General features: G+C 68.5%; 25 protein-coding genes. 11 read left to right on the top strand and 14 right to left on the bottom strand.

Annotated features, from left to right (window positions below; translation table 11 throughout):
• Positions 1 to 163: 163 nt before the first annotated feature.
• Complete coding sequence (locus RTX79_RS15650; protein WP_042615229.1) at positions 164 to 991, bottom strand: inositol monophosphatase family protein; 828 nt, start codon at positions 989 to 991, stop codon at positions 164 to 166.
• A 115-nt stretch (positions 992 to 1,106) separates the two neighbouring features.
• On the opposite strand from RTX79_RS15650, the gene RTX79_RS15655 reads away from it, so the two are divergent.
• The 3 genes from RTX79_RS15655 (at position 1,107) to RTX79_RS15665 (ending at position 5,011) form a co-directional block, all read left to right on the top strand.
• The gene (locus RTX79_RS15655; RefSeq protein WP_057506867.1) at positions 1,107 to 1,871 is read left to right on the top strand and encodes an RNA methyltransferase; all 765 of its coding nucleotides are present in this window, start codon (positions 1,107 to 1,109) and stop codon (positions 1,869 to 1,871) included.
• A gap of 78 nt (positions 1,872 to 1,949) precedes the next feature.
• Positions 1,950 to 2,882: a phosphate/phosphite/phosphonate ABC transporter substrate-binding protein gene (locus RTX79_RS15660; protein ID WP_312684746.1), complete on the top strand. Its 933-nt coding sequence runs from the start codon at positions 1,950 to 1,952 to the stop codon at positions 2,880 to 2,882.
• The gene (locus tag RTX79_RS15665; protein ID WP_312684693.1) at positions 2,879 to 5,011 is read left to right on the top strand and encodes a putative bifunctional diguanylate cyclase/phosphodiesterase; all 2,133 of its coding nucleotides are present in this window, start codon (positions 2,879 to 2,881) and stop codon (positions 5,009 to 5,011) included. Before RTX79_RS15660 ends, RTX79_RS15665 begins: the two co-directional genes overlap by 4 nt.
• A gap of 7 nt (positions 5,012 to 5,018) precedes the next feature.
• Here RTX79_RS15665 and epmB read toward each other — a convergent pair whose 3' ends face one another.
• Entirely contained in the window at positions 5,019 to 6,023 is a 1,005-nt protein-coding gene (gene epmB / locus RTX79_RS15670) for an EF-P beta-lysylation protein EpmB (protein WP_312684694.1), read from the bottom strand.
• A gap of 120 nt (positions 6,024 to 6,143) precedes the next feature.
• Here epmB and efp point away from each other — a divergent pair, with 120 nt between their 5' ends.
• From efp to RTX79_RS15695, 5 genes are all read left to right on the top strand, one after another.
• Complete coding sequence (gene efp, locus RTX79_RS15675; RefSeq protein WP_182339677.1) at positions 6,144 to 6,710, top strand: elongation factor P; 567 nt, start codon at positions 6,144 to 6,146, stop codon at positions 6,708 to 6,710.
• Between the two features lie 200 nt (positions 6,711 to 6,910).
• On the top strand, positions 6,911 to 8,254 hold the full coding sequence (locus tag RTX79_RS15680) for a TRZ/ATZ family hydrolase (protein WP_057506863.1): 1,344 nt from the start codon (positions 6,911 to 6,913) through the stop codon (positions 8,252 to 8,254).
• A gap of 42 nt (positions 8,255 to 8,296) precedes the next feature.
• A complete protein-coding gene (gene ubiG / locus RTX79_RS15685; RefSeq protein WP_057506862.1) occupies positions 8,297 to 9,013 on the top strand; it encodes a bifunctional 2-polyprenyl-6-hydroxyphenol methylase/3-demethylubiquinol 3-O-methyltransferase UbiG in 717 nt (238 codons plus the stop codon).
• Positions 9,010 to 9,705: a phosphoglycolate phosphatase gene (locus RTX79_RS15690; protein ID WP_312684695.1), complete on the top strand. Its 696-nt coding sequence runs from the start codon at positions 9,010 to 9,012 to the stop codon at positions 9,703 to 9,705. Before ubiG ends, RTX79_RS15690 begins: the two co-directional genes overlap by 4 nt.
• 10 nt (positions 9,706 to 9,715) lie before the next feature.
• Complete coding sequence (locus RTX79_RS15695) at positions 9,716 to 10,420, top strand: phytoene/squalene synthase family protein (RefSeq protein WP_312684697.1); 705 nt, start codon at positions 9,716 to 9,718, stop codon at positions 10,418 to 10,420.
• A 153-nt stretch (positions 10,421 to 10,573) separates the two neighbouring features.
• On the opposite strand, the gene RTX79_RS15700 is transcribed toward RTX79_RS15695, so the two are convergent.
• From RTX79_RS15700 to yidD, 3 genes are read right to left on the bottom strand one after another with little or no spacing between them, the layout of a single operon-like run.
• Positions 10,574 to 11,413, bottom strand: coding sequence for a M23 family metallopeptidase (locus RTX79_RS15700; RefSeq protein ID WP_309685003.1), 840 nt, complete (start codon positions 11,411 to 11,413; stop codon positions 10,574 to 10,576).
• Positions 11,413 to 12,759: a dihydroorotase gene (locus tag RTX79_RS15705; protein WP_123699762.1), complete on the bottom strand. Its 1,347-nt coding sequence runs from the start codon at positions 12,757 to 12,759 to the stop codon at positions 11,413 to 11,415. The genes RTX79_RS15700 and RTX79_RS15705 overlap by 1 nt, the downstream gene beginning before the upstream one ends.
• A 1-nt stretch (position 12,760) precedes the next feature.
• On the bottom strand, positions 12,761 to 13,015 hold the full coding sequence (yidD, locus tag RTX79_RS15710; protein ID WP_042615209.1) for a membrane protein insertion efficiency factor YidD: 255 nt from the start codon (positions 13,013 to 13,015) through the stop codon (positions 12,761 to 12,763).
• Between the two features lie 371 nt (positions 13,016 to 13,386).
• Between yidD and dksA the strand changes: the two genes are divergently transcribed.
• Entirely contained in the window at positions 13,387 to 14,670 is a 1,284-nt protein-coding gene (gene dksA, locus RTX79_RS15715) for an RNA polymerase-binding protein DksA (protein WP_312684698.1), read from the top strand.
• Between the two features lie 136 nt (positions 14,671 to 14,806).
• Here dksA and RTX79_RS15720 read toward each other — a convergent pair whose 3' ends face one another.
• The 9 genes from RTX79_RS15720 to ccmA are packed head-to-tail and all read right to left on the bottom strand — an operon-like array spanning position 14,807 to position 21,582.
• Entirely contained in the window at positions 14,807 to 15,814 is a 1,008-nt protein-coding gene (locus RTX79_RS15720) for a tetratricopeptide repeat protein (RefSeq protein WP_428696021.1), read from the bottom strand.
• Positions 15,808 to 16,239 (bottom strand): cytochrome c-type biogenesis protein, encoded by a 432-nt coding sequence (locus RTX79_RS15725; RefSeq protein ID WP_312684701.1) that lies wholly within the window; start codon positions 16,237 to 16,239, stop codon positions 15,808 to 15,810. Before RTX79_RS15725 ends, RTX79_RS15720 begins: the two co-directional genes overlap by 7 nt.
• A 37-nt stretch (positions 16,240 to 16,276) precedes the next feature.
• Positions 16,277 to 16,894, bottom strand: coding sequence for a DsbE family thiol:disulfide interchange protein (locus RTX79_RS15730; RefSeq protein ID WP_057506853.1), 618 nt, complete (start codon positions 16,892 to 16,894; stop codon positions 16,277 to 16,279).
• 14 nt (positions 16,895 to 16,908) lie between these two features.
• Entirely contained in the window at positions 16,909 to 18,828 is a 1,920-nt protein-coding gene (locus RTX79_RS15735; protein WP_312684702.1) for a heme lyase CcmF/NrfE family subunit, read from the bottom strand.
• Complete coding sequence (ccmE, locus tag RTX79_RS15740; RefSeq protein ID WP_123699767.1) at positions 18,829 to 19,290, bottom strand: cytochrome c maturation protein CcmE; 462 nt, start codon at positions 19,288 to 19,290, stop codon at positions 18,829 to 18,831.
• Positions 19,287 to 19,472, bottom strand: a complete 186-nt coding sequence (ccmD, locus tag RTX79_RS15745; RefSeq protein WP_057506850.1) for a heme exporter protein CcmD — start codon at positions 19,470 to 19,472, stop codon at positions 19,287 to 19,289. The genes ccmE and ccmD overlap by 4 nt, the downstream gene beginning before the upstream one ends.
• Complete coding sequence (locus RTX79_RS15750) at positions 19,469 to 20,218, bottom strand: heme ABC transporter permease (RefSeq protein WP_312684703.1); 750 nt, start codon at positions 20,216 to 20,218, stop codon at positions 19,469 to 19,471. The genes ccmD and RTX79_RS15750 overlap by 4 nt, the downstream gene beginning before the upstream one ends.
• 33 nt (positions 20,219 to 20,251) lie before the next feature.
• Positions 20,252 to 20,947 (bottom strand): heme exporter protein CcmB, encoded by a 696-nt coding sequence (ccmB, locus tag RTX79_RS15755; protein ID WP_057506848.1) that lies wholly within the window; start codon positions 20,945 to 20,947, stop codon positions 20,252 to 20,254.
• Positions 20,944 to 21,582 carry a heme ABC exporter ATP-binding protein CcmA gene (gene ccmA, locus RTX79_RS15760; RefSeq protein WP_312684704.1) on the bottom strand — a complete coding sequence of 213 codons (639 nt, stop codon included), beginning with the start codon at positions 21,580 to 21,582 and terminating at the stop codon, positions 20,944 to 20,946. Before ccmA ends, ccmB begins: the two co-directional genes overlap by 4 nt.
• 129 nt (positions 21,583 to 21,711) lie before the next feature.
• Between ccmA and RTX79_RS15765 the strand changes: the two genes are divergently transcribed.
• Together RTX79_RS15765 and RTX79_RS15770 are read left to right on the top strand one after the other, a co-directional pair.
• Positions 21,712 to 22,860 (top strand): pyridoxal phosphate-dependent aminotransferase, encoded by a 1,149-nt coding sequence (locus RTX79_RS15765; protein WP_312684706.1) that lies wholly within the window; start codon positions 21,712 to 21,714, stop codon positions 22,858 to 22,860.
• Positions 22,857 to 23,684: an amidohydrolase gene (locus tag RTX79_RS15770; protein WP_057506845.1), complete on the top strand. Its 828-nt coding sequence runs from the start codon at positions 22,857 to 22,859 to the stop codon at positions 23,682 to 23,684. The genes RTX79_RS15765 and RTX79_RS15770 overlap by 4 nt, the downstream gene beginning before the upstream one ends.
• Positions 23,685 to 23,768 lie beyond the last annotated feature (84 nt).

The raw sequence follows: 23,768 nt of genomic DNA on the forward strand, positions 1-23,768 counted from the left end.
AAACGAGGCCCGCAGGATGCGGCTTCTGCCGTCCCCCGCCAACCCACCCCGCCCCGCCAGCACGCAGCCTTGCAGCTTTTGACGTCGACGTTGCCGTTACCGTTGCCCCACAAAGCAGAACGGCGCCCGAAGGCGCCGTCCGACCCACCTGATTCAAGCGAAATCAGAACTTCGCGTCGAACTCGGCGGCGTAGCCGGTGTTGACCAGCACCTTCTGCAGCGACTCGGCCACCTTCAGGTTGCCCGCCACCACCTGGTGGTTTTCCGGGCCGCGGTTGTCCATCCGCCCCAGCGTGGCGCCCTTGTAATCGCAGACCTTGCCGCCCGCTTCGCGGACCAGCAGGATGCCCGCGGCGATGTCCCAGGACTTCACCCCGGCCTCGAAGTAGGCATCGGCGCGGCCACAGGCCACGTAGGCCAGGTCCAGCGCAGCCGAACCAGTGCGACGCACGTCTTCGGCCTGCACCAGCAGCGTGTCGACCGCCTTCAGCTGGGCGCTGGCGCGGGCGCGCTCGCGCGGGGCGAAGCCGGTGTGGATCATCGTGCCTTCCAGGTCCTTGCGGTCGGACACGCGGATGCGGCGGTCGTTGAACACCGCGCCGGCACCGCGGCTGGCAGTGAACAGTTCATTGCGCAGCGGATCGAAGATCACCGCATCGGTCGGCTCGCCGTTTTCCACCAGCGCGATGGACACGCAGTAGTGCGGGAAGCCGCGCAGGTAGTTGCTGGTGCCGTCCAGCGGATCGATGACCCACATGTAACGGTTGGCACCCTGGGTGCCACCTTCCTCGCCGATCACCCCGTATTCCGGGTAGGCGCGCTTGAGTTCCTTGACGATGACCTTTTCCGCGTCCGCATCGACCTCGCTCGCATAGTCCATGCGGCCCTTCTGCACCACGTTGAGCGCCTCGAGCTTGTTGATGTTGCGCAACAATACGTTGCCGGCGAGGCGGGCGGCCTTGACCATGACGGTGACGGCGGGTTTCTGCATGGCGGTAGCTCCCGGGAGGGCAGAGGGGGGATCGGCGGGGGAAAAGAGCAGGTCCGGCGCAGTGGCCGGCCGCACAGTTTACCATTGCAGGCCGTCCAGCTCGACTACCGCGTTCATGTCCGATCCATCCATTGCTCCCCGTATCCGTTTCGTCCTGGTCGGGACCCAGCATCCCGGCAACATGGGCGCCGCCGCGCGTGCCATGAAAACCATGGGCCTGGCCCGGCTGGTGCTGGTCGCCCCGGAAAAACCGCTGGACGAAGATGCCTTCCGGCGTTCGGCCGGCGCCGAAGACGTGCTGGGCGATGCCCCGGTAGTGGCGACCCTGGCCGATGCCGTGGCCGACTGCACCCTCGTGCTGGGCTGCACCGCGCGTGCGCGCCGGGTGCAGCTGGAAGAGCTGCTGCCCACCGTGGCCGCCGCCCGGGTCGCCGCCAAGGCGGGCGAAGGCGCCGAAGTGGCCATCGTGTTCGGTCGTGAACGCACCGGCCTGACCAACGAAGAGCTGCAGTTGTGCCATGCCGCGGTGCACATTCCGTCCGATCCCGCGTTCAGTTCGTTGAACCTGGCCGCGGCGGTGCAGGTGCTGGCCTACGAGGTGCGCATGCGCCTGCTCGGCGATGCCGCTACGCCGGTGGTCGAGCCGGGCCTGCGCGAACAGCCGGCCAGCCATGAGCAGATGGAAAGCTTCTTCGGCCAGCTCGGCGAGACCCTGGACGAGATCGAGTTCCACAAGGGCAGGGCGCCGGAATCGGCGATGCGCAAACTGCGCCGGTTGTTCCTGCGCAGCGAGCCCAGCGAGCAGGAAGTCCGCCTGCTGCGCGGCATCCTGGCCGACGCCCAGCGCATGGCCCGTCTGGCACACGGCGACAAAAAATAGCCTGACGCAGTTCTCACTTTTTCGGGTAGTCTTTCCCTTACATCAAGGGGGAACATCGTGAACGCTTGGCTGGGACGCATGCAGTGGGGACTGCTGGGCCTGGCGTGCCTGCTGCTGGCAGGTGCGTGCATGGCCGCGTCGCCGGTGCCCAGCAGTGGGCGGCCGGACCAGCGTCACGTGCTGGTGCTGGGCCGCATCAGCGACGATCCGAAGTCACACTATGCGCAGCTGCAGCCCCTGCTGGATTACGTGGTGGCGCACATGCACGACCTGGGCATCACCGAAGGCCGCGTGCTGATGGCGCGCGATGCGCAGCAGATGGCCAGTTACCTGCGCCGCGGACGCGTTGACTGGGTCACCGAAACGGCCAGCACCGCGGTGGCGCTGGGCCAGCGCGCGGATGCGCGCCCGCTGCTGCTGACCGAACGCAGCGGGGTGCGCGAATACCACAGCGTGTTCTTCGTGCGCCGCGAAAGCCAACTGCACCAGTTGGCGGACCTGCGCGGGCATACCCTGGCGCTGCAGAATTCGGCCTCCACCAGTGCCTACCTGGTGCCGGCCATGACCCTGCTGGAAAACGGCCTGGTGCCGCAGATCCTGCAGGAGCCCGATGACACGCCCACCGCCGATGCGGTGGGTTACGTGTTCGCGCGTACCGAGCTGAACATCGCCACGTTCGTGCAGAAGGGCATGGTCGACGCCGGTGCGGTGAGCAGCGTGGATTGGGACGATGAACGCCGGGTGCCACCGGCGTTCAAGCATGACCTGCGGGTAATCCATCGCACTGCGCCGTATCCGCGCGCGGTGGAGGTGGTGCGCGCGGACCTGGATCCGCAGGTGCGCGATCGCCTGCAGCAGGTGCTGCTGCAGGCCGCGCAGGACCCGCAGGCGAAAGATGCCTTGGCACGGTTTTTTGGTACATCCGGCTTCCATCGCGTTGATGCGCGGATGCTTCGGCGGCTGGATGATTTGAAACGAGGACTGGTACGCGTGCGGATGGAAGTGGAATGAAGCGCCTGGGCTTGGGATCGGGAATGCAGGCGCGCTTCGTGCTGGCGATGGGCGGGGCGATGCTGGTGGTGGTGGCCATCCTGGCGGTGCTGTTGGGTCGGCAGGCGGCCTCCCAGCGGGAAGTGACCCGCCTCAGCGGTACGGTCATCCACGAACTGTTCGACCGCAGCATGCGCAGCCGCGGCGAGACGATGGCCCGTGAACTGGCCGATGCGTTGTCCAACCCGCTGTACTACAACGACCTGGAGCAGGTCGGTGCGCTGGTGCGCAACGTGTCGCGGCAACGCGCGGTGGGCTACGTGCTGGTGTTCGATGCCAAGGGCCGCCTGCTGCATGACGGGTCGGTGGCGGTGCCGGACTATGGGCGTGCGATGTCCGATCCACTCGCGGCCAAGGCGGTGGCCGCCAAGGGCGCGCTGGTGCAGGAATCGCCCAAGGTGCTGGAAAACAGCATGCCGATCATGGTCGGAAACCAGCGCCTGGGTGGCGTGCGCGTAGGCATTTCGTTGAAGGAAGTGCAGGTGCTGGAGGCGCAGGCCAGCCAGACCCTGGCGCAGCGGCTGGAACAGGTCGGCACCCGCCACCTTGGCTGGCTGCTGCTGATGCTGGCGCTGCTGGTGGCGATCGGGGTGGCGGTGGTGCTGTACGTGCAGCGCACCCTGGTCACGCCGATCCGGGGGCTGGCGATGGCGGCGCGGCAGATCGAGGCCGGCGACTACCAGGTGCCGCTGCGCGAGAACCATCGCGACGATGAAGTCGGCGAGCTGGTGCGCGCCTTCGCCCGGATGCGCGATGCCATCGCCCGGCATGACCGCGAAGTACGGCACATGGCCTACACCGATGCCCTGACCGGGCTCACCAACCGGCTGGCGTTCCGCGAGACGCTGGACCATCGCCTGATGGCGGCGCGCGCGTCGGGCCACCAGTTGGCGTTGCTGTTTGCCGACATGGATGACTTCAAGCGGGTCAACGACACGCTGGGCCACGAAGCAGGCGATGAAGCGCTGCTGCAGTTCGTCCAGCGGATCAGCGAGGCCGTGTCTGCGGCGGGCGGCGACGAGGCGCTGCTGGCGCGTTTCGGCGGCGACGAATTCGTGATCCTGCTGGCCGAAGGTGATGTCGCCGCGCAGGCGCGCGAGCTGGCCGACCTGCTGGTGCGCGAGCTGGGCAAGCCGCTGCGCGTACAGGGCCGCGAGCTGTTCCTGGGCGCGTCCATCGGCGTCACCCTGTTCCCCGATGATGCCGCCGATGCGACCACCCTGCTGAAGAACGGCGACATCGCCATGTACCAGGCCAAGATGGCGGGCAAGAACTGCCATCGCTACTACAGCCGCGCCATGGACCACGCCGTGGAACGCCGCGTGCACATGGAGCAGGAGCTGCGCGGTGCCTGGGAACGCGGTGAACTGCGGCTGGCCTACCAGCCGATCTTCCGCACCCGCGACCGGCGCATGGTCGGGGTGGAAGTGCTGCTGCGCTGGCAGCACCCGACGCTGGGCACGATCCCGCCATCGGTGTTCATCGAAGTGGCTGAGCAGAGCGGACTGATCGAAGTGATCGGCCCGAAGGTGCTGCGCGCGGCGTGCATGGAAGCGGCGCAGTGGCCGCGCAGCGGGGATGGCGAGGGGATGTTCGTGTCGGTCAACGTGTCACCGCGGCAGCTGCGCGGCGGCGAACTGCCGGACCTGGTCGCGCAGTGCCTGCACGAATCGGGACTGCCGGCTTCGCGCCTGCACCTGGAGCTGACCGAGACGGCCGTGATAGGCGATGAGATGCTGGCCGCCCAGTTGCTGGACAAGCTGCACCGCACCGGCGTGAAAGTATGGCTGGACGATTTCGGCACCGGTTTTTCAGGACTCAGCCACCTGCGCCAGGTGCCGGTGGACGGGGTGAAGATCGACAAGAGCTTCGTCGCCGACATGCAGCGCGACCCGGATGACCTGGCGCTGACCACCGCGATCATCGCCATGGCCCACGCGCTGGGAATCACCGTGGTGGCCGAAGGCATCGAGCAGGAAGTGCAGTTCGACCTGCTCAGCCAGCGCGGCTGCGACCTGGCCCAGGGGTACTGGCTGAGCCACCCGATCACCGCCACCGCGGTGGTGCAGATGATCGAATCCGGCGCCTGATTTCCGGCTATACGGGACGCTTGCTGGGGTCGCCGGGGAGTTCGCGGACCAGCTTGGGGACCAGGTAGCCGGACAGGCGTGCGGTCAGTGCGGCGATCAGGGCCTTGGCCGTTGCATCGTCCACTTCGAAGTGGGTCACGCCCTCCACGCGATCCAGCTGGTAGAGGTAGTACGGCATCACCCCGGCGGCGAAGCTGCGTTCGCTCAGCGCGGCCAGCGCGTCTTCGCTGTCGTTGACCCCGCGCAGCAGCACGGCCTGGTTCAGCAGCTGCGCGCCGGCCGCGCGCAGGCGCGCCAGGGCGGCATCCACGCTGGCATCGAACTCGTTGGCGTGGTTGGCGTGGATCACGAAGGCCAGCGGCCACGGCAGGCTGCCCAGCCAGGCCACCAGTTCATCGTCCACGCGCTCGGGCAGCACCACCGGCAGGCGGCTGTGGATGCGCAGCCGGCGCAGGTGCGGGATGGCGCGCAGCGCGTCGGTCAGCTCCACCAGCTTGTGCGTGGCCAGCGACAGGGGATCGCCGCCGGACAGGATGACCTCGTCGATGCCCGGGTCTTCGGCGATGGCCCGCACCGCCTCCTGCCAGCCGCCCTTGGCGGCGTTTTCGGTGCCGTAATCGAAGTGGCGGCGGAAGCAGTAGCGGCAGTTGATCGCGCAGCTGCCGGTGGTCACCAGCAGCGCCCGACCGCGGTACTTCTGGATGACCCCGGTGGCCTTCTTGGCCGCGCCATCGCCGACCGCATCCAGGCTGAAGCCGGGCACCTGGCGCATTTCGGCGTCGATCGGGAGCACCTGGCGCAGCAGTGGGTCGTGCGGGTCGCCATGCCGCATGCGGGCCACGAACCCTTCCGGTACGCGCTGCGCGAACTGCTGCAGGGCCGCCTCGGAAACACCCAGCGCGGCAGGCTCCAGGCCGAGCCGCGCAAGCAGTTCGCCGGGATCGCGTATCGCCTGGCGCCAGAGCTGCTGCCAGCGGGCGGAAACGGGGCGGTGAGCGGCGGAGAGCTGCATGGACAGGGGGCCTGCGGTTATCATGGGGGCATAAATCAGTGCCCACCGGCCTCCGGTGGGCTTTCCATTCTATCCGGCTCGCCGCACATGCGGCGGTTTCGCCATTTGAGGAGCTTGAGCATGGCCACTGCGGGCATGAACGATGTCAAGAACGGGATGAAGATCCTGGTCAACAATGAACCGGCCGTCATCTCGGAAACCGAGTTCATCAAGCCGGGCAAGGGCCAGGCCTTCACCCGCGTGCGCTACCGCTTCATCAAGTCCGGCCGGACCGTGGAAATGACCATGAAGGCCACCGATGACGTGGAAGTGGCCGACGTCGTCGACACCAACATGGACTACATGTACAGCGACGGCGAGTACTGGCACTTCATGGACCCGGAATCCTTCGAGCAGGTGCAGGCCGACAAGGCCGGCATGGGCGGCGCGGAGAAGTGGCTGAAGGGTGAAGAATCCTGCATCGTGACCCTGTGGAACGGTTCGCCGATCTTCGTGCAGCCGCCGAACTTCGTCGAACTGAAGATCACCGAGACCGATCCGGGCGTGCGTGGTGACACCTCCGGCGGCGGCGGCAAGCCGGCCACGCTGGAAACCGGCGCGGTGGTCCGCGTTCCGCTGTTCGTGAACCAGGACGAGATCATCAAGGTCGACACCCGCTCGGGCGAATACTCCGCACGCGTAAAGTAATCCGGCACAGCTGGATTACGGTAGGGACGGCCGCTGGCCGGGTACGCGCCATCGCATTCGCGCTGGCGCTCCCATGATCTGCTTCGGCAGATCATGGGCCCCGCTTCACGAGTCTCCAGACCCCGCCGCTTCGCGGCAGCCCCTGACTCAGGGGCGTGTCCCCCAGCAGTATCTCGCCGCCCCCCAGCCAGTGAGCCCGCATGAGCGATAGCCCGCACCTCCCCGAAGCCTGTGACCTGCTGATCGAAGCCGGTTACGTGGTCCCGATCGAGCCGCATGCCGTGGTGCTGGAAGACCACGCAGTGGCGGTGCGCAACGGCGAGATCATCGCGATCCTGCCACGCAGCCAGGCGCGCGAACGCTTCACTGCGGCCCAGGTGGTCAGCCGCCCGGAGGCGGCGTTGATGCCGGGCCTGGTCAACGCGCATACCCATAATCCGATGACCCTGCTGCGCGGGGTGGCCGACGACCTGCCGTTGATGACCTGGCTGCAGCAGCACATCTGGCCGGTGGAGGCAGCGGTGATCGGGCCGGAATTCGTCGCCGACGGCACCACCCTGGCGATCGCCGAAATGCTGCGCGGCGGCACCACCTGCGCCAACGAAAACTACTTCTTCGGCGACGTGCAGGCCGCGGTCTACAAGAAGCACGGTTTCCGCGCGCTGGTCGGCGCGGTGATCATCGATTTCCCCACCGCCTGGGCCAAGAGCGATGACGAGTACTTCGCCAAGGCCGGCGAGCTGCACGACCAGTGGCGCAACGATCCGCTGATCGGCACCTCGTTCGCCCCGCATGCGCCGTATACGGTCAACGATGCGAACTTCGAGCGCGTGCGCATGCTGTCTGACCAGCTGGACATGCAGGTGCACCTGCACACGCATGAGACCGCGCAGGAAGTCAGCGATTCGATCAAGCTGCACGGCCAGCGCCCGTTGGCGCGCCTGGATCGGCTGGGGCTGGTCAACGACCGCCTGATCGCCGTGCACATGACCCAGCTGACCGACGCGGAAATCCACCTGTGCGCCGAGCGCGGCGTCAGCGTGGTGCATTGCCCCGAATCCAACCTCAAGCTGGCGTCCGGCTTCTGCCCGGCCTGCGCGCTGCAGCGCGCGGGAGTGAACCTGGCCATCGGCACCGACGGCTGCGCCAGCAACAACGACTTGGACATGTTCAGCGAAAACCGCACCGCGGCGATCCTGGCCAAGGCTGTGGCCAACGATGCGACCGCGCTGGATGCGGCGAGCACGCTGCGCGCGTCCACGCTGGGCGGTGCGCGTGCGCTGGGCTTCGAACAGCGCATCGGCTCGATCGAAGTCGGCAAGCAGGCCGACCTGGTCTGCGTGGACCTGTCCGCGCTGGAAACCCAGCCCCTGCACAACGTGTTGTCGCAGCTGGTGTATGCCACCGGCCGCCAGCAGGTGAGCGATGTGTGGATCGCCGGCCAGCCCAAGCTGGTGCAGCGCGAACTGGTCGGCATGGACCTGCCGGGCATCATCGCCAACGCGCGCCAGTGGCGCGAGCGCATCCGCCACGTGCGCGCCTGATCCATCCCATCCGCGCGCCTTCCGGCGCCGCAAGGACACCCCATGAACGCCCCGAACGCTTCTTCCAATTTCGACCAGGCCGAGCTGGACAAATTCGCCGCCCTGGCCAACCGCTGGTGGGACGCGGAAGGTCCGCAGAAGCCGCTGCATGCGCTCAACCCGGTGCGCACCAAGTATGTCGCCGACCGCGCACCACTGCGCGGCCTGCGCGTGCTGGACATCGGCTGCGGTGGCGGCCTGCTCAGCGAGGCGCTGGCCCAGGCCGGTGCCGAGGTGACCGCCATCGACCTGGCGCCGGAACTGGTCAAGGTGGCGCGCCTGCACGCGCTGGAAACCGGCGTGACCGTGGACTACCGGGTGCAGGCCGCCGAGGATCTGGCCGCCGAGCAGCCGGGTAGCTTCGATGTGGTGACCTGCATGGAAATGCTGGAACACGTGCCGGACCCCGGTGCGATCATCGAAGCCTGCAAGCGCCTGCTGAAACCCGGCGGCCAGCTGTTCCTGTCCACCATCAACCGCACCGCCGCCGCGTTCGCGGTGGCGATCGTGGGGGCCGAATACGTGGCCCGGCTGCTGCCCAAGGGCACCCACCACTACCAGGAATTCATCACCCCGGCCGAGCTGTCACGCTGGCTGCGCGACGCCGACCTGCAACTGCAGGACGTCAGCGGCATGGCCTACGAGCCGTGGCGCAACCGCGCACGGCTGTCCAGCCGTACCGACATCAACTATCTCGCCCACGCGACCAAGCCGGCATGACCGCAGTGCGCTTCCCGCCCGCGGTGCTGTTCGACCTGGACGGTACCCTGCTGGACAGCGCGCCGGATTTCGTGGCGACCGCGGCCGACATGCTGGCCGCTCGCGGCCGGCCGCCGATCTCCCTTGAAGCGCTTCGCCCGGTGGTCTCCAAGGGCTCGCGGGCGATGCTGGCCGTGGCCTTTCCCGAGCTGCCCGGCGATGAGCGCGATGCGTTGATCCCGGAGTTCCTGCAGCGTTACCAGGCACTGATCGGCCAGCATGCAACGCTGTTCGATGGCGTGGCGGGCATGCTCGCCGCGCTGGACGCTGCCGGCGTGCGCTGGGGCATCGTCACCAACAAGCCCGAATACCTGGCGCGGCTGATCCTGCCGCAGCACGGCTGGCAGGCGCGCTGTGCGGTGCTGGTCGGCGGCGATTCGCTGCGCGAGCGCAAGCCGCACCCGCTGCCGTTGCTGCATGCGGCGCAGGCGATCGGCATCGCACCGTCGCACTGTGTGTACGTCGGCGATGACGAGCGCGACATCATCGCCGCGCGCGCTGCCGGAATGCCGTCGGTCGCCGCGTTGTGGGGCTATCGCCTGGCCGATGACGACCCGGCCAGCTGGAACGCCGATGTTGCGCTGGATGATGCGCACTCGCTGCAGCAGGCCACACGCTGGCCGACCCTCCCGGCACCGCCGGTCAAGCATTGAAGGATACGTAGTGAACAGCAGTGCGTTGGACAGCTTCCTGGACAAGTGGCGTGCACGCTGGCCCGAGTGGTCGGTGGCCGAGCCGTTCGTCGCGCCGGAACATCGTGCGCGGGCGGTGGCGTGGTTTTCGCTGCTGCAGGAATTGGATGACATGCTCAACACCAGCGGCGACCCGCTGCCGGCCGATGCCAAGCTGGCCTGGTGGGGCGAAGAGCTGCGCAGCTGGGCGGGCCAGCGCTCGCGCCACCCGCTGGGCCGCGTGCTGGAGCCGATCCGCGCACCGTGGGCGGTACTGGCCGATGCGCTGCCCAGCCTGGTGGAGGCGCGCGCCGTGGCCGTGGATGCGGCCGCCGCGCAGCGTGCGTTGACCGCGTTCGCCGAAGCGGTGGCGGCAGTGGAGGTGGTGCTGTTCGAAGACCGCCCGCGCGCCGGTGCGGGCCAGGCCGTGCTGCTGCAGACGCTGGCGCAGCGGCTTTACGACGCGGGCGTGACCGGCGTGCCGCGCTCGCTGCTGGAACCCGACGCTGCCGCCGCTCCACGGCGCTGGGCCGGTGAGCTGCTGAGGGACTGGAAGCTGCGCGTTGCCGGCCCGCGGCCGCGGCGGATCTGGGCGGCGTTGGCGCGTGCACGGCTGCAGTCGCAGGCCAGTGGCAAGCCGATTGAAGCAACGCCGGTGCGCACCTTGTTGCGTGTGTGGTGGGCCGCGCGCGGTTGATGCCGCGCGCCGGGAGACGGTAGCGCCGACCCATGGTCGGCGAGCGCAGCGGGCGGTGGTCTGACCGATACCCGCTGATCGAGGTAGTGACGGCCGCTGGCCGTCAGCGTTGGCCGGGCGCCGTGGTGGGTGACGGCCGATGGCCGTCACGCCTCACCTGCGTTCCAGCACCAGCAGCGGATCGATGCGGGTGTCGAACCAGTTCATACCCCAGTGCAGGTGCGGGCCGGTCGCCCGCCCGGTAGCCCCCACCGCGGCAATCACCTGGCCCTGTTCGACCCGGTCGCCGACCTTCACGTCGATGCGCGAAAGGTGCAGGAAGTTCGAGCTCACCCCGAAGCCGTGGTCAAGCAGCAGCGTGCCGCCGGTCAGGTACAGGTCCGGGGCGGCGAAGGTCACCACGCCAGCAGCCGGTGCCTTGACCGGCGTGCCGGTGGGCACGGCGATGTCCATGCCGGAATGGCCCGATCCGGGCTGCCCGTTGTAGACACGCGCATTGCCGAAGCGGCCGCTGATGCGACCCTGCACGGGCCACACGAACGGCTGGGCGAAGTCGGCGCGGTTGTCATCGCGCGCCCGCGCCGCCGTCACCTGGGCCTGTTCGCGCTTGATCCGTTCGGCGATGGCCGGCGGCGGATTGACCGTCTTCGGCGGCACGCCGTTGACCCGTTCCACCGGCCAGTCACGCGGCGTCACCGCGATGGCGACGCGCTCGCTGCCGCCGTCGGGGCGCTGTACGTCAACCTGCAGCGGGCCCTGCTCGTCGCGACCGATGCCGAACACCACGCTGCCGTAGCCACTCACCCGCAGGCTGCGGCCGGCATAGCGCACGCTGCTGCCGGCCGGCACCTTGCCGATCACCATCGCGCCCTGCGAGGCGCTGGCGGGAAACACCACGCGGCTGTCGGTGGCCTGCGCTTCGACCGGGGCCGCCGCGGACAGCAGCACGGGCAGGGCGCCGGCGAGCACCGAGCCCAGCAACAGCGCCCGCATCAGCGGTTGAACGCCAGGCGCTGGCCGTTGGCCGCCCCCACGATCTGCGTGCCGTCCCAGGCCAGCTGGCCATTGATCCAGGTCGAGGCGATGCGCGACTGGAAGGTGGTGCCTTCGAAGGGCGACCAGCCGCACTTGGACAGCACGTCTTCGCGCTTGACGGTGAACGGCTTGTCCTCCACCAGCACCAGGTCGGCAAAATAGCCTTCGCGCAGGAAGCCGCGTTCGGCCACGTCGAACAACTGGGCCGGCGCGTGCGCGAACTTCTGCACCACCCGGGCGATGTCCAGCTTGCCTTCGTGCACCAGTTCCAGCGCGGCGGTCAGCGCGTACTGCACCAGCGGCAGGCCGGACGGCGCCTGCGCGTACGGCTTCTGCTTTTCTTCCCAGGTGTGCGGAGCATGATCGGTGGCCAGCACGTCGATGATGTCCTCCACCAGCGCAGCGGTCAGCGCCTCGCGGTCAGCCACGTCCTTGATCGCCGGATTGCACTTGATGAGGTTGCCCAGACGGGCGTAATCGGTGCGGTCGAAGCGCAGGAAATGGATGCAGGTTTCGGCGGTGATCTGCTTGCGGCTGCCGTCGGCGCGGATCAGCGGGCCGCGCTCGAACAGGGCCAGTTCGTCGGCGGTGGAAATATGCAGTACGTGCAGGCGGGTGCCGTGCTTGCGGGCCAGCGAGACCGCCAGTTCGGACGACTTCAGGCAGGCCTGACGCGAGCGGATGTCCGGATGCTGCTCGGCGCTCAGGGTGTCGCCGTACTGCGCCTGGTATTCCTTCATCAGCGCGTCGATCATCGGCGTGTCTTCGCAGTGGGTGATGATCGGGGTCGGCGCGTCGCGGAAGATCGCGTCCAGCGTTTCCGGGTTGTCCACCAGCATGTTGCCGGTGGAGGCCCCCATGAACACCTTGATGCCCGGCGCGGTCTTCGGATCCAGGCGCTGGATGTGCTCCAGGTTGTCGTTGCTGGCGCCCATGTAGAAGCCGTAATTGGCGCGCGCGCGGCCGGCGGCGGAATCGTACTTGGCCTGCAGGGCGTCGGCGTTCAGCGTCGGCGGGTTGGTGTTGGGCATGTCCATGAAGGTGGTCAGGCCACCGGCCACCGCGGCGGCCGATTCGGTGGCGATGTCGCCCTTCTGGGTCAGGCCCGGCTCGCGGAAGTGCACCTGGTCATCGATCATGCCGGGCAGCAGCCAGCGGCCGGCGGCATCGACCACCTGCTCGCCATCGCGCGCGGCCAGCCCGCTTTCAATGCGTGCGATGCGGCCATTCTCGATGCGCAGGTCGGCATCGAAGACGCGGCCTTCGTTGACCAGGCGGGCGTTGGTAATCAGCGTGGAAGGCATGTCAGTGGTTTCCTTTGCAGCGGCAGGCGGGATCTTCGGTGCGTTCAGGCACCGGATCGAATCCGCCGGGATGGAAGGGGTGGCAGCGGCCGATACGGCGCACGGCAAGCCAGCTGCCACGCAGCGGACCGTGGCCGGCGATGGCCTGCATGGCATATTCGGAACAACTGGGGACAAAGCGGCAGCGCGGCCCGAGCAGCGGGCTGATGAAGCGCTTGTAGAAGCGCAGCAGGGCGATGAGCAAGTGGGAGATCACCCGTTCATAGTAAAACGAGTGTCCGCGCTTGGGGTGAATCGCGGCGGCATGGGAGGGTGGCCCGCGCCGCCCGGTGGAGGGCCTCGGCCCATTCATTACAGGCCCGTTGGGGCACATGGTTGGCAGCGGCGCATATTTGTCGCAGGATGGGGCGTTGGCTGCCGCACGCGTCCTGCGCCGCAGCCATGTCGGCGGCTGTGTCCGTCGACCAGGTTCCGTGCCGCGCAGCAGGTCATGCGGGTTCCGGGCATGCCACAGCCCCGTGTTGCAAGGGCCGTGTGTGCGTCCTGTCACGCGGTTGCTGCAGTCGGCCGGGTAGGCTATAAAGGCCCGCTTTCCCGGGCCCCGGGGAATCCAAGGAAGAGCGTTTCGTGGCTGCTAAAAAATCTGCAAAAAAGGCCGTCAAGGCCGCCAAGAAGTCCGCCAGCCCTGTTGCGAAGAAGACGGCGGCCAAGTCCGTAGCCAGCAAGCCGGCCAAGCCGGTGGCCAAGGCGACGGGAAAGACAGCGGCCAGGACGGCCACGGCGAAGAAGGCGCCGGCAGCGAAAGCGCTCGCGAAGAAGGCGCCGGTAAAGAAGGTCGTGGCCAAGAAGGCTGGGGCCACCAAGGCACCGGCGAAGAAGGTGGTGGCCAGGAAGACGGCAGTGACCAAGGTAGCGGCGAAGAAAGCGCCCGCCAAGGTCGCCAGCAAGCCGGCCAAGGCCGCTGCCAAGCCTGCCAAGCCGGCCACCAAGCCAGCCAGCAAGCCGGCAGTTAAGAAGCCCGTGGCCACGCCGGCCCCGGCAAAGAAGGTTTCCACGGTCGCCAAGGCGGCCAAGGCCGCCAAGCCGGTTTCCGGCAAGGCGACCGCAAGCAAGCCGTCGGCCAGTCCGGCGGTGAACAAGACCGCCACGGCAAAGCCCGCGGTCGGCAAGGCCACCGGCAAGCCGGCGGCAGTGCCTGCAGTGAAGTCCGTACCGAAGCCGGCGCCGCCGGTTCCGGCCACGTCTGTCCCGGCCAGCGACGCCGGCACCAAGGCACCTGAAAAGGTGGCCAAGGCGCCAGCCAAGCAGGCCCCGCAAATCAAGAATCCCGTGCCCGTTTCGAAATCGTCCGCGAAAACCCCTGTGAAATCCGATGCCGCCCCGAAGACTGTCGCCCGCCCGGTGGGCAAGGTTGCCGTGGCAGTGACCGCACGCTCGACCGCTCCGGCGCCGCGCAGCAAGTACAAGGTGGTCGAGTACAAGACCGACGAAGCCACCGGCCGTCCGATCCTGCCCACCGGCTACAAGCCGGGCGCGGAAGAGGAATACATGAGCCCCCTGCAGCAGGAGTACTTCCGCAAGCGCCTGCAGGACTGGCGCGCCGACCTGGTGGAAGAGTCCAAGCAGACCATCGAGAACCTGCGTGAGGAAGTGCGTGACATCGGCGATGAAGCCGAGCGCGCGACCCGCGAAACCGAGAACTCGCTGGAACTGCGCACCCGCGACCGTTACCGCAAGCTGATTGGCAAGATCGACAGCACGCTCAAGCGCCTGGAAGCAGGTGACTACGGCTACTGCGTGGACACCGGTGAAGAGATCGGCCTGGATCGCCTGGAGGCGCGCCTGACCGCCGAGCGCACCATCGATGCGCAGGAGCGCTGGGAACACATGCAGAAGCAGCAGGGCGACTAAGCCCCGCGCGGATGCCGATGCATGACGAAAAGCCCGGTTCGCACCGGGCTTTTTCGTTTGCGCATCCGCCAAGCAGGGGCAGCACGGTAGCGCCGACCCATGGTCGGCGAGCGCAGCGGTCGCTAGGCTGACCGCGTTACCGCAGTTGCAATTCCAACTCGCCGCGCTGCGGCAGCTGCACCATCACCGGCTCGCTCTGCAGGTCACCATCGGCGTGCGCGGCGGTTCCATCGCGCGACAGCCGTGCCAGCACCTCCACGCGTGCATGCGCGGACAACGGCTGGGTCGGCATCGGGCTGTCGGCGTCGCTGAGGCTGACGCTGGCAGGCAGCGCCTGCAGCGGATAGCGGCGCACCGCCACCGGCATCGGCGGGCCTCCCGGTGCACGTGCCAGCACGAACAGGGCCGCGCCCTGCGGCCACTGCGCGGGATCGAACCCGGGCGGCAGCGCGATGCGCACGCGCAGCAGCGCCGCCGCCTTTTCCTGCACCGCGCCCGCTGCCGCAGCGGGCGCCTGGGCACCGGCCGCAGCGCGTGCGATGACCAGCTGTTGTTCCAGCGCCGCCGCCGCCCCGGGCTGCAGGCGCGGCAGCAGCGCGGACCACACGGCCACCGCCTCGCCATCGCGGCCGCGTTGGCGCAGCGCGATGCCCAGCAGCCACGCCGCGCGTTCGGCATCGGGCTGCACCTGCAGCGCATGCTGCAGCCAACCGATCGCCACGTCATCGAAGCGCTTTTCCTGATCGGCCTGCGCACGCGCCTGGGCGGCTTCCACCAGCACCCCGGCGTCGTCCGGCGCCAGCGCTGCAGCGCGGCTGTACGCGGCGGCAGCGGCATCGAGCTGGCCGAGTTCAGCGCGCGAGCGGCCCAGCAGCACCCAGCCATCGGCACGTTGCGGTTCCTGCTCCAGTGCCTGTTCCAGCGCCTGCACGCCATCGTGCAGTTCCGCCAGCGAGGGCGCGGCCGGTGCCTGCGCGGCGCGCGGATCGCCGACCAGCAGGTACAGGCTGGCGCTTGCCACGCCGATGCTCAGGCAGGCAGCCAGGAAACCCAGCCGCCCACGCGCGCGCAACGGCCACAGCACGGCCAGTGCCAGCAGCATGCCGGCAACGCCGGCCAGCGCGGCCAACGCGGCCGTCACCAGCCGTCACCGCGGTTTTCGTCGACCACCACGGCGCCGCCCCGGCGACGCACCAGCCGCCACACCACCAGCCCGCCGCCCAGCAGGAACAGCAGCGGCCCGCCCCACAGCAGCCAGGTGCCGGGCTGCAGCGTGGGCTGGTACAGCACGAACTCGCCGTAGCGCTGCACCAGGAAGCGCTTCACCCCGGCATCGTCATGGCCCTGCTGGATCAACTGCAGCACTTCCCGGCGCAGGTCCTGGGCGATCTGCGCATTGGAATCGGCCAATGACTGGTTCTGGCACTGTACGCAGCGCAGCTGCGCGGCGAGTGCGTGAAAGCGTGCTTCTTCGGCGGCATCGGTGAACTGCAGCGGCCGCGCGTCGTGGACCGGCTGCTGTGCGCGGGCGACGCTGCAGAACAGCGAGGCCAGCAGCAGCACGGCCATCAGCAGGCCGCCTGCGAACCGGCGCGCGCCCTGGGGGTCAGGGCGTGGCGTGCAGTGCATTGCCGGCATCGGCCTGGGCTTTTTCGATCTGTTCCAGTGCCGGGATCAACTTCTGGTCGACCACCGCCTGGGTCATCGCGCCGCTGTACTTCCAGCGCACCACGCCGCTGCCATCCACCAGGAAGGTTTCCGGTGCGGCGGTGATGCCCCAGTCGATCGCGGTGCGGCCTTCGATGTCACTCAGCACCACCATGAAGGGATTGCCCAGCTGTTCAAGCCAGCGCAGGGCATCGGCCGGTTCATCCTTCCAGTTGTAGCCGATGACCCGCACGCGCTTGGTTTCGGCGAAGCGGGTAAGCACCGGGTGTTCTTCGCGGCAGGCGGCGCACCAGCTGCCCCAGACATTGATCAGGTACGGCGCACCGCGCAGTTCTTCGCTGCGCACGTGGATGTCCGGATCGTGCAGCACCGGCAGTTCGAAGGCCGGCGCCGGCTTGCCGATCAGCGGCGAGGGCAGGACATCGCGCTGCGGATCGCCGCTCTTCATCACCCCATACACCATCAGCCCGAGCAGGCCGAAGAAGAACAGCACGCCGATCACGATGGCCACCGGGGGCAGCGGACGGGAAGGGCGGGGGGCGGGGGATTCGGACATGGAAAACAGGACTCCTACGGACGGCGGAAACGACGATCAACGGCAGCGACCAGGCCACCGAGCGCCATCAACAGCGCCCCGAGCCAGATCCAGCGCACGAATGGCTTGATATGCACGCGTACGGCCCATGCATTGTTGCCCAGCGGCTCGCCCATTGCCACGTAGACATCGCCGGAAAGCCGCGCGTCGATGCCGGCTTCGGTCATCACCTGGCCACCGCTGGCATACAGGCGTTTTTCCGGGTGCAGCAGCGCGCGTTCGCGGCCATCACGGAACACCCGCAGGTGGCCGCGGTCGGCGCTGAAGTTCGGGCCTTCGCGGTGGTCGACGCCTTCGAAGCGGATCTCATGGCGGCCTACCACCACGGTCTGGCCGGGTGACAGGGCCACCTCGCGTTGCACGTTCAGCGCTTCAACCAGCAGCGCGCCGGCCAGGAACACCGCCATGCCCGCATGGCCCAGCAGCATGCCGGTCATTTCCGCGGTGAAGCGTCCATTGCCGCGCAGGCGCTGCCAGATGAAGCGTGCCGTGCCCAGTCCCACCCAGGCGGCCGCGCCGACACCCAGGCCGACCTTCCAGCCGTTCTGCGGTGCGCGCCACCAGGCCAGCGCGGCCAGCAGCATGGCCAGCGCCAGCCAGGGCAGCAGCAGCGCCAGCGCGCGCGAGGGCTGGTCACGCTGCCAGTTGACCAGCGGGCCGAACGGCAGCAGCAACACCAGCGGGGCCATCAGCAGCAGGAACAGGCTGCCGAAGTAGGGCGGCCCGACGGAGATCTTGCCCAGCCCCATCGCATCGGCCAGCAAGGGATACAGGGTGCCCAGCAGCACCATCGCGCAGGCGCTGGCCAGCAGCAGGTTGTTGGCCAGCAGCAGGGTCTCGCGCGAGGTGGCGGTGAAGCCGCGGCGCGGATCGCCGCTGTCCACGCCCAGGCGGCCGGCGCGCAGCGCGAACAGCAGCAGCGCCCCGCCCACCAGGATCGCCAGGAACAGCAGGATGAACATGCCGCGCGAGGGATCGGCGGCGAACGAATGCACGCTGGTCAGCACGCCCGAGCGCACCAGGAAGGTGCCGAGCAGGGACAGCGCGAAGGCGGCGATCGCCAGCAGCAACGTCCAGCTGGCGAAGGTGCCGCGCTTTTCGGTCACCGCCTGCGAATGGATCAGCGCGGCGCCGGCCAGCCACGGCATGAAGCTGGCGTTCTCCACTGGATCCCAGAACCACCAGCCGCCCCAGCCCAGTTCGTAGTAGGCCCACCAGCTGCCCAGCGCGATGCCCAGGGTGAGGAACGCCCAGGCCACGTTGGTCCACGGCCGTGTCCAGCGCACCCAGCGCGTGTCGACCCGGCCATCCAGCAGCGCGGCAACGGCGAACGCGAACGGCACCGAGAACCCCACGTAGCCCAGGTACAGCATCGGCGGGTGGATGATCAGCCCGGGGTCCTGCAGCAGCGGATTGAGGTCACGGCCCTCCAGCGGCGCCGGGATCAGGCGCGCGAACGGATTGGAGGTGAAGATCAGGAACGCGAGGAAGCCGATGCTGACCAGGCCCATCACCGCCAGCACGCGCGCCTGCACGGTGTCGGGCAACCGCCGCGAGCCCAGCGCCACCGCGCCGGTCCATGCGGCCAACACCAGCGCCCACAGCAGCAGTGAGCCTTCGTGCGCGCCCCACACCGCCGACCAGCGATACACCATCGGCAGCAGCGTGTTGGAATTTTCCGCGACGTAGCGCACCGAGAAATCCTGCTGCACGAACGCAGCGGTGAGCACCGCGAAGGCGGCCGCCACCAGCAGCACCTGCGCCAGCGCCGCCGGCCGCGCGACCTGCATCCAGCTGGCGATGCCGCGCTGGGCGCCGATCAGCGGCAGGCTGGCCTGCAGCAGCGCCGCCAACAACGCCAGCAGCAGCAGGATCTGTCCCAGTTCGGGCAGCACTCAGCGCACCTCGGGCGCAGGCACGGGCACATCGTGCTTGACGTGTGCCTTGCCCATCTTGTCGGCCAGTTCCTTCGGCATGTAGGTTTCATCGTGCTTGGCCAGCACTTCTTCGGCGATGAAACGGTCGCCCTGCAGGCGCCCGGTCACCACCACGGCCTGGCCTTCGCGGAACAGGTCCGGCAGGATCTGGTCGCTGCGCACGGTCATGTCCGCATCGCCATCAGTGACGGTGAACAACGCCACCAGCGAGCCGGGCTCGCGTTTCAGCGAGCCCTTGGCGACCATGCCGCCCAGGCGGAAGCGTTCGGCGCTGCCGGCATCACCGCGCAGCACTTCGGCCGGGGTGTACAGGTAGGCCACGTTGCGCTGCAGGGCCATCGCCACCAGCGCAGTGGCCAGGCCGGACGCGGCCAGCAGCAGCAGCACCCACAGCAGGCGACGGCGACGCTGCGGATTCATCGCTCCAGCTCCAGCGGCAGCCCGTTGCCGGCGCTGGCCGAGCGGCGTGCCTGCTGGCGCAGCTGGCGCTGGCGGGCGTCCTGCTGCGCGCGGCGCAGGCGCAGGTGCGAGCCGATGGCATCGATCGCCAGCACCCCGACGAACACCGCGTAGGCGGCGACCACGTAGCCCAGGTACGTCATGGTTCCCCCTGCAGCTGGCGCTGCACCCAGTCCTTGCCGGCTTCGCGCTGCAGGTTGTCCGCACGCGCCTTGGCCAGCAGCGAGCCGACGAACCACAGCTTGGTGCCGATCACCATCAGCCACAGCGGCAGCTGCATGCTGGCATCCAGCGTGGTCGGCCCGAACAGGCGGATGGTCTGGCCCTGGTGCAGGCTGCCCCACCAGTCCACCGAATACCGGATGACCGGCAGCAGCGCGACCCCGACGACGGCCAGCAGTCCCGCCGCGCGCGCGGCGTTGCGCCGGTCTTCGATGGCCATGTACAGCCCGATCACCCCGAAATAGAGGAACAGCAGGATAAGTTCGGTGGTCAGGCGCGGGTCCCAGTCCCACCAGGTGCCCCACATCGGCCGGCCCCAGATGCTGCCGGTGAGCAGGGTGATCAGCGTGAAGCCTGCACCGATCGGCGCGCACGCCATCGCCAGGACTTCGCAGACCTTGATCTTCCACACCAGTGCGATGGCCGCATACAGCGCCATCAGCGCGAAGACGAACAGGCTCATCCATGCGCTGGGCACGTGCACGAACAGGATGCGGAAGCTGTCGCCCTGCTGGTAATCGGCCGGCACCACGAACAACGCCTGCCACAGCCCGAAAGCAAGCACCGGCAGCGCAGCGAGGTGGAAGACGCGGGACCAGCGACGGGCGAAACGGTCGAAGGTGGGCGGCGAGCCGAGTTGGTGGAACCAGCGGACGATCGGTTGCATGCGGTAGCGGCTATCCCGGGTTGTCGGTGTGGCTCAGCTCAAGGAAATGCGGATGGCGGCAGCGGTCGCCAGTGGCGCCAGCACCAGCGCCACCACCAGCCCGGCGGCGAGCATCAGCAGCGCGCCATACGGATCCTGGTTGCGTGCGGCCGCAGCGACGCTGCCTGCACCGAACACCAGCACCGGCACGTACAGCGGCAACGACAGCAACGCCACGAGGATACCAGAGCGCCGGATGCCGACCGTCAGTGCCGCCACCATGCCGCCGATCAGGCTCAACAGCGGCGTGCCCAGCAGCAACGATGCCAGCAACATCGGTAATTGGTCATGTGGCAGATGCAGCATTTCCGCCAGCAACGGGCTGAGTACGATCAGCGGCAGGGCCGTCGTCAGCCAGTGCATCAGCACGCGCACCAGCACCAGCCAGGCCAGCGGCACCGGCGCCAGCAGCCACTGTTCCAGCGACCCATCTTCGGCATCGGAGCGGAACAGCGAATCCAGCGCCAGCTGTCCGGCCAGCAGCACTGCCAGCCACAGCACCGCGACGGCGTTGCCGGCCAGCTGGCGTGGATCGCGGCCGGACGCCAGCGCGAACAGCACCACCACCAGCAAGGCGAACAGCACCGGCTGCAGCGCATCGCCGCGGCGGCGCCAGACCAGCCGCAGGTCGCGCACGGCCAGCGCACGCGCGGTCTGCCACAGGCCGGGTTCGGTGCCGGGGGCGATCATGCGGCCACCTGCGGCAGCGCCAACTGCAGCTGGCGCGTGCGCACCGGCGGGGCGGCGTAGGCGCCGTGGGTGGTGACCAGCGCCGCGCCACCGCCGCGCAGGTGCGCGGAGATCATCCGGTTGACCAGGTTGATGCCCTCCAGGTCGAGGTTGGCATAGGGTTCGTCCAGCAGCCACAGCGGTGCCGGCGACAGCCACATCCGCGCCAGCGCCAGCCGGCGCTTCTGCCCGGCCGACAGATGCCGTACCAGGGTGTCCTCGTGGCCGGCCAGCCCGACCACCGCCAATGCGTTGCCGGGCATCTGGCGCGCGCGACGGCCATGCAGGCCGCACAGGAAATGCAGGTTGTGCAGCGTATCCAGATCCGGTTTCATCGCGGGCAGGTGGCCCAGGTAGGCCACGAAGCGCGCGCGTTCGGCAGTGCTGGCGGCGCGGCCATCGATGTCCACGCGCCCGGCCGAAGGCCGCAGCAGGCCTGCCAGCACGCGCAGCAGGGTGGTCTTGCCGGCACCGTTGTCGCCCTGCACCAGCAGCGCTTCGCCGGTGTCCACGTGGAAATCGAGCGGGCCGAACACGCGTTCGTCATCTCGTGAGAAGCAAAGGCCATGTGCGGCCAGCAGCGCAGGGGTATCCAAGGGGCGATTCTCTGCGCCGAACACGGGCCCTGATTGTAAAGGCTAGAGAGGGTCGCTGGCCGGTAGTGACGGCCGCTGGCCGTCAAGGCGCTACACTCACATGCCTGTCTTCCAACCCCGCACAGGCCGATGCAACCGCAGACCAAGCTGCCCAAGGTGGGCACCACCATCTTCACCGTGATGTCCCAGCTGGCCGCCGAACACGGCGCCGTCAACCTTGGCCAGGGCTTTCCCGATTTCAGCGCGCCGCAGCGCCTGATCGATGCCACCACCGCCGCGATGGCCGAAGGCCTGAACCAGTACCCGCCGATGACCGGAGTGGCGCCGCTGCGCCAGGCGATCGCGCAGAAGTCGCTGGACCTGTACGGCGCGCAGGTGGATCCGGATACCGAAATCACCGTCACCAGTGGCGCCACCGAAGCGATCTTCAATGCCATCCACGCCGTGGTGCGTGCCGGCGAGGAAGTGATCGTGCTGGACCCGGCATATGACTGCTACGAGCCGGCCATCGACCTGGCCGGCGCGCGCGCGGTGCACGTGCCGCTGGACCCGCAGACCTTCGCGGTGGACTGGGACCGCGTACGCGCGGCGATCACCCCGCGCACGCGCCTGCTGATGGTCAACACCCCGCACAATCCGTCCGGGGCGATGCTGGCCGAGGCCGACCTGCAGGCGCTGGCCGACCTGCTGCGTGGCACCGACATCTACTTGATCTCCGATGAGGTGTACGAGCACATCATCTACGACGGCCGCCGCCACGAATCGGCGCTGCGCCACCCGGAACTGCGCGCACGCGCGTTCGTGATTTCCAGCTTCGGCAAGACCTACCACTGCACCGGCTGGAAGATCGGCTATGCGATCGCACCGCCCGCACTCAGCGCGGAATTCCGCAAGGTCCACCAGTACAACACCTTCACCAGTTTCGGCCCGGCGCAGTACGGTTTCGCCGCGATGATCCGCGACGAGCCGCAGCATCACCTGGAACTGGGGGCGTTCTACCAGGCCAAGCGCGACCGTTTCCGCGAGCAGCTGGCGCAGACCCGGCTGGTGCCGCTGGCGGTGCCGGGCGGCTACTTCCAGCTGGTCGATTATTCGGCGATCAGCGACCTGCCCGACCATGAGTTCGTGAAGTGGCTGACCATCGAAAAGGGCGTGGCGGCGATCCCGCTGTCGCCGTTCTATGAGACGCCGCCGGTTGGCCAGCGCATCGTGCGGCTGTGCTTTGCCAAGAACGAAGCCACGCTGGATGCGGCCATCGAACGGTTGCAGCGGCTGTGAGCGGCGCACCGCAGGACCTGCGCATCAGCCTGGTGCAGGGCGATACGCGCTGGCACGATCCGGCCGGCAACCGCGCGCATTACGCCGCGCTGCTGGCGCCGTTGGCAGGCACGACCGACCTGGTGGTGCTGCCGGAAACCTTCACCAGTGGCTTTTCCAACGCGGCGATCAGCCAGGCCGAAGACATGCACGGCCCGACCGTGGCGTGGATCGTCGAGCAGGCGGTTCAACTGGGCGCCGCGGTCACCGGCAGCGTGCAGCTGCGCGAAGGCGATGCGGTCTACAACCGGCTGTTGTTCGCTACCCCGGACGGCGACCTGCAGCAGTACGACAAGCGCCACCTGTTCCGCTACGGCGGCGAACACGAACGTTATGCCGCCGGACATGAACGCCTGAGCGTGGAATGGAAGGGCTGGCGGATCAATCCGCAGGTCTGCTACGACCTGCGTTTCCCGGTGTTCTGCCGCAACCGTTTCGATGTGGAACGGGCAGGGCAGCTGGATTTCGACCTGCAGATCTTCGTCGCCAACTGGCCTTCGGCGCGCGCCTATGCGTGGAAGACGCTGCTGCGCGCACGCGCGATCGAAAACCTGTGTTTCGTGGCGGCGGTGAACCGGGTGGGCGTGGACGGCAACGACCTGCACTACGCCGGCGACAGCGCGGTCATCGATTACCTCGGCCAGCCGCAGGTGGAAGTGCGCGAAGTCGAGCAGGTGGTGACCACCACGCTGTCGGCGCAGGCGCTGGCTGCCCATCGCGCGCGCTTCCCGGCGATGCTGGACGCGGACCGCTTCGAGCTGGATCCGCCGCCGCGCGCCGGCTGAACCGCGCCCGGGATGGGGGCCGCCGCCCCTGTCCTGACGGGGCGGCGCGCTGCTAGATTCGGCGCATCATGAAACCCGGAGTTT

This window comes from Stenotrophomonas chelatiphaga (assembly GCF_032054965.1).
In the GTDB taxonomy this organism is placed as follows: Bacteria; Pseudomonadota; Gammaproteobacteria; order Xanthomonadales; family Xanthomonadaceae; genus Stenotrophomonas; species Stenotrophomonas chelatiphaga.